Below are 13,133 nucleotides of genomic sequence, written 5' to 3'. Positions count from 1 at the left end.
GATAAAGGCTGTCGGTTAAAGTGCTCACTTTACAGTCCAAAAAGTGTCATTGATATCGAGGATAGGGTCAAACTGAAGCGATTCGCGTTGATTTCATATCAGACAAAAATCAACGGACCGGCAGCTCATCGGATAAAAACACATCTACAGCAAGTACATCAAAGGCAACATTTTCTGATAAAAACTGAATGCTGAAATGTCTGAACTTCGGCGATTCTTGACTCGACACAAGACTCCACGTTTTCAAGTTGTCTCTCAGCCACTCTGAATCTGCAAACTCCGTCAACTTACCAAGCTTAAACTCACTTGGAACACTATCTAACTCAAAAAGAGAGCCTCCAGGGAACGGCCCCCGGATGAAACATCGCACATAGTTGAATGTAATTTCCCGCCTTAAAGCCAGTACCACCTCTTCGTTATCAACTAAAATCTCTTTTTCATAATCAATATCGAGTATTACATCTAGTCCAACGGAGTGGAACGATACCCTTGACTCACCATATCCTGGTAGCCACTCGTAGGGATCCATTATCAATCTGGGCTGACCTTTCTTCATGAAAACACCTAGTTGGTTGCTCTGCGCCTTTCAACGGCAATTTGTTAATTTTAACTGAATCTGCTACCAGAACATTTAAATAATGGCATGAAATTCCGCTCCTGGCATTCAGCAGCCCAAAAGGATTTTATTGGGCTGCTATGAGCGATAATCTGTTGTGCTAAATGACGCTTTCTAAGGAGCATGCAAAATATGTTCGACCATTCTACCCATCCCGACGTCGCTGAATGGTTTGCAAGGTTCGGTGTTGCCGAGGTGTCATATAGCGGGTATTCCTTCGACCTAACCAACGAACCGCCTGAGCACTGGTTTTACAAGCGCAACAACTTGCGGCCTGAAAGCCTGAAACTGGATTTGCGCATCCCATCTAACGGGAACTGGTTGGTCGACCTGTCGCGTCATGACAAGCTGTTCAACATTCAGTGGCGCCCAAATGATGATTTGCGCATCGAGTCGGAGCAACTGCGCTACCGAAAATTGATCAAATGGCCCCGACTATCCAGCCTCATGGATTTTCCCCTGCTGGCTGGACAACTGGAGCAATGCCTGGATATGCGCTTCCTGCGGCATGCCAATTTTGGAGCGCGCTTGCTCGAACCCGAGGCGCTGTCGTGTAATTACAAAATCCGTCAATGGTTAGCACCCTGCGCCGACACTTTTGGATGGAACAGAAAAATGCAGCCGGAGTAGCGAGTATGGCGAAGCACCCTCATTTATCTCGACAAATTCCAGAAAACTTCTAATGAAGATGCCCTATTTTCCTGGACGGTTAAGAGTCAGATTTGGAGTGACCAGATTCTTAATACTGGTGATGTCCGCTTCAGGCACGAAGCAGACATGCGGGCGTAAAGGGTCCGCTTTGAGCGAGGAGCAGACGTTGAGGGCTATAAGAAGACTACTTAATGTTAGCCGGCTTCAACACAAGCGCGCCGTAGTGTGCTTCGCGGTGACAGTTCGGACAGAGTGCAATAGCATTTTCAACAGAGTCCTCTCCACCGTTAGCAAGCCACTCCACATGATGCACTTCAAGATACGGTCTACCATCTTCCCGCTTGAATGGTGCGTCACGTAGGCAGCTTTGACACTTACCTCCAGCTAAGGCTAATACCTCTGCTACAACGAGGGGATTACGCTTGAAGGTATAGCTCTTTATAATGACCCTTTCTGGCGTGGTGTTGGCTGTAGCCAGCTTCTCTCTACGTTGTTCTGAGGTAAGTTGAGACGCTGTTTCTATGGCCTTTTCAAACTCACTTTTAACCGGACGTGTTAGCCATTTGCCATCTGAAGCTTCATAGATTTCAAACACACCATGAAGTGCGGAATCATAGACCTCGAAAACGTTTCCGCGCTTGAAAAGTCGATCATATTCATGGTGGCGATGGGTGGCATCATCTGTTCGTCTGGCAGTCCTGTTAAAACTCCAGTGACCACGATTGCAGTTAACTGCGTTAACTATCAGATTCAAATAAGTATTGTCTTTGTAATGTGGAAATCTTTTCTTTAAAATTGCATCGACCTGAGCAGCCGTAGCCTTTCCAGCAAACTCGTTTTCAACTATCTCAGCGGTTGTTGTACGGATTGGTTTATCACCATAAACATACTTACGAGCCATTTCTCTATTCCTTGAAAAGTTCTGGAAGGTGTTGCTGAAGCATAGGCGCAGTGAACATCTTGACCTGCTCCCAGCAAACTAACATAGCATGATGTAAGCAAGTTCCGCTTCTGGCACTCAACAGACGTTCAGACCCATCAAGATTCCTGCTTTGCTGGCGGAAGCAATTTTTTAGCTTCGTGAATGAGCTTTTCAATCTCTTCCAGAGGGATGCATCCTTCGTAGCAAGAAAAAGAGAACTCATGAGTTGCATCGGAATAGAAGACTTCAGCAATTTGCCGGAGCGGGGATGTTCCAGCCTCAGAAAGTTCGAGGTACATCCCATCACGGATGACATCGCTTCCACGGGTTAGATTGTATTGGATCTTAGCCATTAATTTAATTTTCCATTTTTCCTATTAATGAGGCCTCTGTTCGAGCGCAATAAAACGTAAAACATATCCCAGAAGGTAACTTGCACAGGTCCGCAGTGAGCGAGGAACAAACGTTCATTCCTGAATGATAGCCACATATTTACTCTGGGCTTCATGAAGAGCGTCGCAACCAAACAATTTTATATCGGTGCACATTTATTTAACGTCGCTAAAGCGTGTGCAGGGACTCAGCCAGGAACTATTCAAAAATCAGAGGTTTAGTCTTAGTTATATTTAAAAACATCACGTTCTCTTTAATATGAGCATTTGAACAGTAAAGATGTAGGCCCAGATTTGTCTACAGACTCGGGGGCACTGCACTCCTTAGGGCACCTTTCGTACCAGTGAACTAGTTCACGGTGTACAAGATGGCTCATTTGCACTATATTGTCGCGCTTAAGGTCAGAGTCGCAGAATAATCACGTGCTTTCTGACGTCCTTTACCATCTCTTCTTTTACAGCAATTCGTTATATGAATCGTGATAAAAGCCACGCGAGGATCCGCACTATGGCGACGCTTTCCAGGGAAGCCCCACTCCGTTCCGTCTTTGGCGGTGCAATGATTATCGGCGGAACCATCATCGGTGCCGGGATGTTTTCTCTGCCGGTGGTGATGTCCGGTGCCTGGTTCTTCTGGTCGGTCGCCGCACTGGTTTTCACCTGGTTTTGCATGTTGCATTCCGGGTTGATGATCCTCGAGGCCAACCTCAATTACCCGATCGGCTCCAGTTTTAATACCGTAACCCGCGATCTGCTCGGTAAAGGCTGGAACCGGCTGAACGGCATCACCATCGCCTTCGTGCTGTACATTCTGACTTACGCCTATATCTCGGCCAGCGGCTCGGTTATCCAGCATACGATGCGTGAAATGTCTGTGAGCTTTTCACCGCGTCTGGGCGGAATGCTGACCGCACTGGCCGTCGCTTTTATCGTCTGGCTGAGCACCCGTGCGGTCAGCCGGATGACCGCCATCGTGCTCGGCGCAAAAATCATCGCGTTCTTCCTGACCTTCGGCAGCCTGTTGTGGCACATCAGGCCGGTCAATCTGCTCAACAGCGTGGAACTCCATCCGAGTTATATGCCCTATGTGCTGGCGACGCTGCCGTTTTGTCTGGCGTCGTTTGGCTATCACGGCAATGTTCCGAGCCTGATGAAGTATTACGGCAAGAACCCGCAGGTGATCAAAAAATGTCTGCTGCTCGGCACGCTGATGGCGCTAGGGCTGTATGTGATCTGGATGCTGGGGACCATGGGCAATATTCCGCGTCCGGATTTTATCGGTATCGCTGAACGCGGCGGCAATATTGATGTGCTGGTGCAGTCACTGAGCCAGATCCTCAACAGCGAAGGCCTGGATTTACTGCTGACGATTTTCTCGAATTTCGCCGTTGCCTGCTCTTTCCTTGGCGTCACGCTCGGGTTGTTCGATTATCTGGCGGATTTATTCAAGTTTGACGACAGCAAAACCGGACGTTTCAAAACGGCGCTGGTCACCTTCATTCCGCCGATGATTGGCGGCGTGATTTACCCGGACGGCTTCATTTATGCCATCGGTTTTGCCGGGCTGGCGGCCACGGTCTGGGCGGTGATCGTGCCTGCGCTGATGGCGCGCAAATCGCGTAAACGCTTTGGCAGCCCGCTGTATCGGGTCTGGGGCGGGAATAAAATGATTGTACTGGTGCTGCTGTTCGGGGTGCTCAACGCGGTGGTGCATATTCTTTCGAGCGTGAATCTGTTGCCGGTTTACCGGTAATGCGCAGGCACCCGTTCCTGATGCGGTGTCGGGAACGGGTTCGTCTCAGGCGGGGAGCGAATCCGGGTGCCGCCAGTGCAGCCGGGGGGCTAAGTAGCAGCGGAGTTCTTCAGGCTGCTGTTCATTGATAAGACCGATCACCACTTCAAAGCAGTGCATCGCCAGCTCGCGGCAATCCTGTGCCACGGTGTCGATTTTCACTGACAGCGAATCATAAAGATAATGGTCATCGAAACTGCACAGGTGAATGTCACTCTCGAGCAGTTTGTGCTGGCTCATATAGCGCAATACCCCTTCCATCAGACCGCACGAGGCGACATACAACGCTTTGGGCGGACGCCCCAGACGCGCGCAGAGATTTGCAAACATCTCATAGCCGGAGCTCGGATGATAATTGCCGTACATGATCCACTCAGGCTGGAGGCTGACACCGGCACGTTCAAGGCCCAGCTGATAGCCCGCCAGACGGTCACGCGTCGGGGAAATTCGCGGCTGCCCGCCGAGAAAATAAAACTCATCGGCATGGTTTTTTGCCACGCGGGCGACCAGTTCAGCGGAGGATTCGATCGCTTCGCACACCACCAGCGGCAGCTGCGTGTCCTGCATGTGGCGGTCAAAAAGCACCACCGGCAACTGCTGACTGATTTTGACGTATTCGGCGTCGTTGAGCATGCTTGAGGCGACGATCAGCCCATCCACCTGGCGCTGGATCAGGTTATTCACCACCATGGTTTCCTGACTTGTATTTTCATCGGTACAGGCGATCAGCAACTGCATACCGTTCTCGCGACACAAGGTTTCCAGCTCGTTTGAGCAGGCAGCGAAGCCATAGTTGGTCATTTCCGGCACCACCAGCCCCAGCGTGTAACTGCGCGCCGCGTTGAGTGAGCGGGCGTGAATGCTCGGCTGATAATGTTGCTCAGCGGCCACCGCGAGCACGCGATCGCGCGTGACATCGGAAATGCGAAACTTTTTGCTGTGTCCGTTGAGCACCTGGCTGGCAGTCGATTTCGACACGCCAGCCAGTTCGGCTATGCCGCTGATAGTAATGCGTTTGGTCTTTTTCACTGCGCCATATTCTGTTGTCCGGAAAGACGTTTAGTCTATCACGCAATCCGTCAACGACCAGTAACGCAGCGCAATCTGCTGTGCCCCGCTGAAGGTCAGTTGCGCCGGTAACGCAGGGAAATAGCGCGACGACATCACCGCCTCTCCGTCATTGATGAAAATTTCAACGGATGAACTGTCGCACAACAGCGTCAGGGAGCGTAACGCGCCGCGCCAGACGCGCTGCTCCTGCTCGCCGCTGCGACGGTTTTTACGCGTCAGACGCAGCCATTCCCCGTCCCAGGCCAGTTGCAGATTTCCGCCCAAATCCGCGGCAAACGGCCCGGAGGTGTCGATTTCCACCTCCGCACGGCTGATGGCCCAGACTGGCGCGTCCTGCGCGATGCCCCGCCACGCCTGCACTTCACCGCGTAACTGGCGCAGTTCACGCGCCGGGCGCTGAATAAGCCTGCCGTCTTCCAGCGTCAGTTCACGCGGGCAGGTCATGGTGTGGATCCAGCCCTGCACGACGGTCGGCTGATAAAACTCATCGCCGTCGGGAATGCCCATCCAGCCGATCAGCAGACGGCGGCCATCGTCGGTCTGAGTGGTCTGCGGGGCGTAAAATTCAAAGCCGAGATCCAGCTCGCGGAACTCGCCATGCGCCAGCGACCCGCGGGCGTAATCAAGCTGCCCGACGAAATACCCGGACTGGAACGTATTCAGGTAGCGATCGGCCTGTGCAGGCAGCCCCTGCGGACAGCAGACCAGCACGTCGCTGCCGGACAAACGGAACAGATCCGGGCATTCCCACATATACCCAAACTCGCCCAGCCCGTTCAGGCCGGAACCGGCGATTTCACCCAACGATTCCCATGACAGCAAATCTTCAGAGCGCAGCAGCAGGATTTTGCCTTGCAGGTTGAGATCCTGCGCGCCAAGCACCATGTACCAGCGGCCTTCGTGCTGCCAGACTTTAGGGTCGCGCACATGGCCGGTGTAACCGGCGGGTAAATCCAGCACCGGCCCGGTTTTCTCAAACTCGCCGCGCCCGTTTTCACGCGCCAGGCATTGAAACGCGGTGCGGCTGCCGTCCGGGTATTTCACATTACCGGTGTAGATCAGCGTCAGTTGGCCGTTGTCTGTGACAGCTGAACCGGAATAACAGCCGTGCGACTCGTACTCTTCTGCCGGTGCCAGCGCCAGCGGCTCATGCTGCCAGTGCAGTAGATCCGCTGAGCTCCAGTGCCCCCAGAATTTTGCCCCGTGCGCGCAGGCCAGCGGATTCCATTGATAAAAAAGATGGTAGCGGCCGTTGTGCTGCACAAAACCGTTGGGATCGTTGAGCAGACCGACCGGCGGCGCGAGGTGCCAGCCGGGACGGTAAGGGTCGGCGGCGGCCTTCACCTGCCCCGCCACCACGCTGCACAACGCCTGTTTCAGCAAACTCACTTCCGACATTATTCACTCTCCGTTTTGTATTTCAGCAGCAGGGAAAGCAGGAATGCGCTGCCGAAAGCAATCACTAAGCCGATCAGGTAGCTGACCATCGAACTGGCCTGCACAATTGCCAGCCCCGGAATACCGGTCAGGCCGACGGCGGTCATATTGACGTGCATCGCCACCACCCATGCCCCGCCGAGCGCACCGCCGGCTAAGGCGGCAATGAACGGTTTCATAAAGCGCAGGTTGATACCGAAAATGGCCGCTTCGGTAATGCCCAACATAGCCGAGAATGCCGAAGGAATGGCGATCGCTTTAATTTTCGCATCACGGGTTTTGAAGTACACCGCCAGACAGGCACCGCCCTGCGCCACGTTAGCCATCGACCAGATCGGCAACAGGAAATTCACGCCGATGTTCGGGTTGCCCAGCAGCCCGGCTTCAATGGCATGGAAGCTGTGGTGGATCCCGGTGATAACAATCACCGAATACAGCCCGCCAAAGATAAGCCCCGCGACCCAGCCCGCATGGGTAATCAGCGTGCTGAGAATAAAGGAAATGCCATCACCCAGCGCACGGCCTGCCGGGCCGATGATCAGGAAAGCGATAAAACCGGAGATAATCACCGTCAGGAAAGGCGTCAGGATCAGATCGAGCGCGTCGGGAATGACTTTCCGCAGACGTTTTTCGATGAAGCTCATAAACCAGACCGCCAGCAGCACCGGGAACACCGTGCCCTGATAGCCGATCATCGCAATTTCCAGACCGAAGAAATTCATGGTGTGGAAACCGCTGGCAACGCCCCAGGCATTGGTCAGCGCCGGATGGGTGAGAATGCCGCCCAGCGTGGCGCCGAGGAACGGGTTACCGCCGAATTCACGCGCCGCGGTGAACCCGATCAGGATCGGCAGAATGATAAACGCCGCCGAACTGAACATGTCGAGCATGATAAAAATCGCGCTGTCCGGGTTGGCCCAGCCGTAGGTTTTCACCATACCGAGCAGCCCCATCAGCAGGCCGGAGGCGACGATGGCCGGAATGATCGGCACGAAGATATTCGACAGCACGCGCGCGATACGCTGGAACGGATTGAGCTTTTGCGCCGCAATATTGGCCGCTTCGGATTTGCTGGATTCGCCAATCCCCGCCACTTTAATAAACTCGGCGTGAACCTTGTTCACCAGACCGGTGCCGAAAATGACCTGAATCTGACCCGCATTGCTGAAACAGCCTTTCACGCCTTCGACTTTTTCGATGGCGCTTTTGTTCACCAGGCTGTCATCCACCAGCACCAGGCGCAGACGCGTGGCGCAGTGTGCCGCGCTGGCAATATTGTCTTTGCCTCCCAGTAACGGAAGCAGTTCAGTCGCGATTGCATTGATATTCATAATGTTCCTTGTATTACCCTGAACGATAACGCCCGATGTGCTCAGGCGTATCATGGTGATTCACACCCTGCTTTTTAGAACCAGGTTTCCATCTGGATGCCGAAATTCCACTGGCCGCCGGAGGTGAAACCGTCCGTCCCGAACGAGTCGCTGGAAGAGTAGCTGTCCAGTTTGTGGCTCCAGTCCATGTAACTGGCGAAGAAACGGATTTCAGGACGGCTGAGCATATCGCTGATATCCCCCACTTTAAACGTCGGCGCGAAGGTCAGTTTGTAGAATCCGCCTTTCACTTTGTTGTTATTCTGATACCCCTGCGGATCGAGATCCATGTACTGATAGCTGCCTTCATAGGCCAGTTCAAAGTTTTCGGTGATCTGCTGGATCAGACGGGTGTTAAAGGTCAGCCACTGATAATCATCGCCGGAGACATAACGGTCTTTGCTCTGCTGCGCGAGGATCGCCGGAGCGATGTTCCAGTTTTTACTCAGCGGCGTGATGCCGTAAGTGGCCAGACGTACGGTACTGGCATCGTCGGTCAGATGGCCGTCCGAGCCCAGCGCTTTCACTTCTGCCCCTAAACCGTGACCGTACAACAGCGCTGTTTTGGATGTCCCTTCGCGCAGGCCGTAGAAGCTGTCGCCGTGGTAGGCCAGCAGGGTATGGAAGCCGGTATCCGCCGCATTGGTGACGCCCTGTGTACCGGTGTTTTCGCGATCCTGATTGTTTTTGGCACGCAGCCCGCTGACCATCCACTGGAACGGCCCGGCGAAGTTATTCGCCGTGACGATGTAGTTCTCAATGCGGGTGTCGTCATTGCTGTTGTTGTTATCGTCCAGATCGTCGAAGTTGCGCCCGTAAAGCGAGAAGTTACTTTTCAGGTTATCGCCCCACTTCACGTCATAAATCCCGCCGCCGGTACCGGCGAGGAAAATGACGTCGGAATCGAGCCAGTGAATATCAAAGTTATCGCGGTCAAAGCGTTTACCCGCCCACAGCGTGGAGTCTTTCCACGGGCCGGTGAACGTCGGCAGCGAACCCAGTTCCACAAACGCCTGACGAATATTCAGATCGCTGGTCGCGCCGGTCCAGTCGTTATAGCTGCGCTGGCCGTCGGCAAGCATCACCTTATAACGTGAGGTGGCGCCGCTGGCCATAGTCTGGTTGTGTTCCAGATTCAGCTCAACGTAGGTGTTGTTTTCGTTACCCAGACGGCCGACCGCGCCCCCGGTTTGTCCGGCTGGCGTCACGTAAGGGCCGCTTTCCGTCGAGGTGGCGGAATCATTCATGATCACGCCGGAACGGGCGTAACCGGTGAATTTAAACCCGCTGTTATCGCTGCTGCTGGTTTTGGTATTACTGGCTAACGTTTCGGTGCGTTTTGCCACATCCGCCGTTTGCTGCTGGGTAATTTCCGCCGTCTTCGCCACTTGACGGGTTTGCTGCTCGTTGCTGGCGGTGCGTGTTTCCAGCTGCTTAACCTGCTGTTCTGCCTGCGTTGCGCGGGCTTCGGCCTTGGCGGCGCGGCTTTCAGCCTGTTGCAAACGTTTTTCCATGGCGTTGAAGCGGGCTTCAATCGCACTGGCGGAAATATCGGCCCCCTGAGCCGCAGAAGAAAGAATAAGTCCAATAGCAACAGCAAGATAGCGAGGTTTCATCATCATTTTTATCCCTCAGAAGAAATGTAATTATTATGGGAAAAACTGTTTAGCTAAATTGCTAAACTGGTTTTCCTGAGCACAATAAGCACTCCCCCCGCCTTTAGGCAACGAAGTTCGCCAGTCTTGTAGTGGAATTGTGATCTTGCTGGCAAATCGTCACCGAATCCTAATAATTCATTTGTGCTTGATTAGCTAAACCGGTTCTTCTACTTTATCGACAGATGACTTATCAGGATGAGAAAAAGGGAATGAAGATGAATAAGCGGGTTTGGGTATTGGGCGATGCCGTGGTGGATTTGATCCCCGAAGAAGATGGCCGTTTACTGAAGTGCCCCGGCGGCGCACCGGCCAACGTGGCGGTCGGCATCAGCCGTCTCGGCGGAAACAGCGGTTTTATTGGCCGCGTGGGCAACGATCCTTTCGGTGCATTTTTGCGTAAAACGCTGGATGACGAAGCGGTGAACACCGAATTTATGCACCGCGATCCGCACCACCGGACCTCCACCGTGGTGGTGGAAAACGATGCTGACGGCGAACGATCGTTTACGTTTATGGTGCGCCCGAGTGCCGATCTGTTTCTGCAATCTGTCGATATTCCCGCGTTTTCCGCCGGAGAGTTTTTGCACCTGTGCTCAATTTCACTTTCCGCTGAACCTTCGCGTTCTTCCGCCTTTTTAGCCATGGCGCAGATGAAAGCGGCAGGCGGCCAGGTCAGCTTTGATCCGAATATCCGTCACGATTTATGGCCGGATGAAAATGCATTGCGCGAATGCCTCGAGCAGGCACTGTCGCTGGCGGACGTGATCAAAGTGTCTGAGGATGAACTCGCGTATCTGACCGGCGAATCGCTGCTGTCAGAAGGCATTCTGCGGCTTTGTCAGCGCCACGATCCGGCGTTATTGCTGGTCACTCAGGGAAAAGACGGCGTGTCGGTGTACCGCAAACAGGATGCCTCGCTGATGCAGTATCCCGCGCCGAAAGTGCAGGCCGTCGATACCACCGGCGCGGGCGATGCGTTTGTTGCCGGGCTGCTGGCCGGACTGGCACAGCACGGCCCGCAACCGTCGCCCGAGGCGTGGCACGCCATTATCCGTCAGGCACTCACCTGCGGCGCGCTGGCCACCACCGCACGCGGCGCAATGACGGCGCTGCCGGATGCGCAGGCGCTGGCCGCCTTTAGTAGTCAGGCGTTTTGAACATGTCATCTGGCGTATAAAAAAACGGCGCAACCGCGATGGCTGCGCCGTTTCTCTCTTAACCTCCTGTTTTATTTCAGTTCCGGCCAGTAATCTTTATTGGCTTCGATCAGATCATCCAGAATGGCTTTGGCGACAGACGCGCTCGGAACGGTTTTTGACAGCGTGATCGCCTGCCACAGCTTCAGGTAGGATTTCTCCACCCAGGCTTCGACCACCAGTTTTTCCACCGCCACCTGCTGGCCTATCAATCCTTGCTGGAACAGTGGGATCTTACCGACCGTCAGCGGTTCCGGCCCGCTGCTGCCGACAAGACACGGAATTTCGACCATCGCTTGCGGATCGACATTGGTGATAGCCCCCTCGTTCGGCACAATCAGCAGCATTCTTGCCTGCGTGTTGAACGCGATGGCCGTCGCCAGATCGACGATGTAAGACGCGTGTTCGTCGATTTCCAGTTCACCGGCGGACGATTTCCCGGCCTGAGTAATGGCGGCGCAGGCGCTGAACACATGTTTTTCGCGATGCTCCATCACCTCATTAGCGCGGGTATGGTCAGGGTTGGAATGCGCAACAACGTAATCCGGGTAGAGGTAATATTTTAAATAGGTGTTCGGGAAAGTGGACGGATCCAGCGCCCAGACATCTTTGGCTTTGGCGAAGGTGTCATTCCAACTGGCTTCGCTTGCCTGTTCACCGGTGTGAGGAACATAGCCATATTTCGCCACATGTTCGCGGATTTTAGGCATCAGATCGTTGCCATGTGCGTCTTCGATTGATGTCCACCAGCCGAAGTGATTCAGCCCGTAATAGCGCACGCGCATCTCTTTGCGGGATTTCAGCCCGGCAATTTCCGCCATGCGCCCTTCAATGCCGATCGGCATATCGCAGATGTTGAGAATTTTGGCCTGCGGGCGCAAACGGCGCGTCGCTTCCGCCACAATGGCGGCCGGATTGGAATAGTTGAGCATCCAGGCATCCGGTGAATACTTTTCCATGTAATCGACGATTTCCAGCACGCCGCCGATAGAGCGCATCCCGTAGGCGATCCCGCCCGGCCCGCAGGTTTCCTGTCCGACCACCCCGTGACGCAGCGGGATTTTTTCATCCTTTTCACGCATCGGGTATTTACCGACGCGGATGTGCGCCATCACGAAATCGACATCCGTGAATGCCGCACGGGGATCGGTGGTGTAGCTGAACTCAATCTCCGGCGCCTGTTCTTTGAGGATCACCTTGCACGCTTCGGCGACAATCTCCTGACGTGCGCCATCATTGTCATAAAATTTGATGGCCCGCAGCGGGAATCTCTCCTGATTCGCCAGTAACATCAGAACGATACCCGGTGTAAATGTGCTGCCACCGCCTGCCACAACGACTGAGAATTTCTTCATCATACTGCCTCCGTAAGGGATGTTTCTGTCGGGGAACGCGCCCCGGATGTGGATGATTGTGTGAAAGCGTCTTGCTTCATCAGCGTCTCTATCTGGTCGCGCACCTGAGGAACGTGCAGACCCACGATGACCTGAATGGCGTTGCCACGCCGCACGACGCCGTGTGCGCCGAGGGCTTTGAAGATGTCGTCACTTTGTGTCAGCGCCATATCGCCCAGCGTGATACGCAGCCGCGTCGCGCAGTTGTTGAGGTCGATAACATTGCCGTGACCGCCGAGCGCCTGCAGATATCCGGCGGCCTGGCCCTGTGAGGAAGAGGGTGCCGTGCGGTCGCTGGCCTTTTTCTGCGCCTGATAATCGGCTTTGCTGTAGAGCTTGATTTCGCTGTCTTCGCGCCCCGGCGTTTTCAGGTTCAGGCGCAGGATCACCGTGCGGAACACCAGGAACCAGATGCCGGTAAACACCAGCCCGATACCGATTTGAGTGAACATCATTGCCGCGTGATTGTGGAACATCGGGATCCAGTTTTGCGGCAGGAACGAATCGAGCAGGCCGCCGCCCATGTTGCCGACCACGCCGGCCATGTACATCAGCGTCGCCAGCGTGGCGGCCAGTAATGCATGGAGCGCAAACAGCAGCGGGGAAATAAACAGGAAGGTAAATTCCAGCGGTT

General features: G+C 54.2%; 12 protein-coding genes. 3 read left to right on the top strand and 9 right to left on the bottom strand.

The window, feature by feature from the left end; genetic code table 11:
* Positions 1-109 precede the first annotated feature (109 nt).
* On the bottom strand, positions 110-556 hold the full coding sequence (locus ED901_RS19310) for a hypothetical protein (RefSeq protein WP_122096919.1): 447 nt from the start codon (positions 554-556) through the stop codon (positions 110-112).
* Positions 557-748: 192 nt separating this feature from the next.
* Here ED901_RS19310 and ED901_RS19305 point away from each other — a divergent pair, with 192 nt between their 5' ends.
* Positions 749-1,246 carry a hypothetical protein gene (locus ED901_RS19305; protein ID WP_122096918.1) on the top strand — a complete coding sequence of 166 codons (498 nt, stop codon included), beginning with the start codon at positions 749-751 and terminating at the stop codon, positions 1,244-1,246.
* 205 nt (positions 1,247-1,451) lie between these two features.
* Here the strand turns inward: ED901_RS19305 and ED901_RS19300 are convergent, their stop codons facing one another.
* Complete coding sequence (locus tag ED901_RS19300) at positions 1,452-2,168, bottom strand: HNH endonuclease (protein WP_122096917.1); 717 nt, start codon at positions 2,166-2,168, stop codon at positions 1,452-1,454.
* Between the two features lie 137 nt (positions 2,169-2,305).
* Entirely contained in the window at positions 2,306-2,542 is a 237-nt protein-coding gene (locus tag ED901_RS19295; protein ID WP_122096916.1) for a CRISPR-associated endonuclease Cas2, read from the bottom strand.
* 547 nt (positions 2,543-3,089) lie between these two features.
* On the opposite strand from ED901_RS19295, the gene mtr reads away from it, so the two are divergent.
* Positions 3,090-4,334: a tryptophan permease gene (gene mtr, locus ED901_RS19290; protein ID WP_122096915.1), complete on the top strand. Its 1,245-nt coding sequence runs from the start codon at positions 3,090-3,092 to the stop codon at positions 4,332-4,334.
* Positions 4,335-4,379: 45 nt separating this feature from the next.
* On the opposite strand, the gene ED901_RS19285 is transcribed toward mtr, so the two are convergent.
* From ED901_RS19285 to ED901_RS19270, 4 genes are all read right to left on the bottom strand, one after another.
* The gene (locus ED901_RS19285; protein WP_122096914.1) at positions 4,380-5,402 is read right to left on the bottom strand and encodes a substrate-binding domain-containing protein; all 1,023 of its coding nucleotides are present in this window, start codon (positions 5,400-5,402) and stop codon (positions 4,380-4,382) included.
* A gap of 30 nt (positions 5,403-5,432) precedes the next feature.
* The gene (locus ED901_RS19280) at positions 5,433-6,842 is read right to left on the bottom strand and encodes a sucrose-6-phosphate hydrolase (RefSeq protein ID WP_122096913.1); all 1,410 of its coding nucleotides are present in this window, start codon (positions 6,840-6,842) and stop codon (positions 5,433-5,435) included.
* The gene (locus ED901_RS19275) at positions 6,842-8,212 is read right to left on the bottom strand and encodes a sucrose-specific PTS transporter subunit IIBC (protein WP_122096912.1); all 1,371 of its coding nucleotides are present in this window, start codon (positions 8,210-8,212) and stop codon (positions 6,842-6,844) included. The genes ED901_RS19280 and ED901_RS19275 overlap by 1 nt, the downstream gene beginning before the upstream one ends.
* Before the next feature lie 74 nt (positions 8,213-8,286).
* Positions 8,287-9,873: a carbohydrate porin gene (locus ED901_RS19270; protein ID WP_056775053.1), complete on the bottom strand. Its 1,587-nt coding sequence runs from the start codon at positions 9,871-9,873 to the stop codon at positions 8,287-8,289.
* Between the two features lie 251 nt (positions 9,874-10,124).
* On the opposite strand from ED901_RS19270, the gene ED901_RS19265 reads away from it, so the two are divergent.
* Positions 10,125-11,066: an aminoimidazole riboside kinase gene (locus ED901_RS19265; RefSeq protein WP_122096911.1), complete on the top strand. Its 942-nt coding sequence runs from the start codon at positions 10,125-10,127 to the stop codon at positions 11,064-11,066.
* 71 nt (positions 11,067-11,137) lie between these two features.
* On the opposite strand, the gene ED901_RS19260 is transcribed toward ED901_RS19265, so the two are convergent.
* Together ED901_RS19260 and ED901_RS19255 are read right to left on the bottom strand one after the other, a co-directional pair.
* Positions 11,138-12,460: a 6-phospho-alpha-glucosidase gene (locus tag ED901_RS19260; protein WP_122096967.1), complete on the bottom strand. Its 1,323-nt coding sequence runs from the start codon at positions 12,458-12,460 to the stop codon at positions 11,138-11,140.
* Positions 12,460-13,133 (bottom strand): glucose PTS transporter subunit EIIB (locus tag ED901_RS19255; RefSeq protein WP_162997905.1); only part of this gene is annotated, 674 nt, incomplete at its 5' end. The genes ED901_RS19260 and ED901_RS19255, both read right to left, overlap by 1 nt.

It is taken from the genome of Rahnella sp. Larv3_ips, assembly GCF_003697865.1.
Taxonomy (GTDB): Bacteria; Pseudomonadota; Gammaproteobacteria; order Enterobacterales; family Enterobacteriaceae; genus Rahnella; species Rahnella rivi.
Note: the sequence above shows the minus strand (reverse complement) of the source record. Positions and strands in the feature narration are given on the sequence as shown.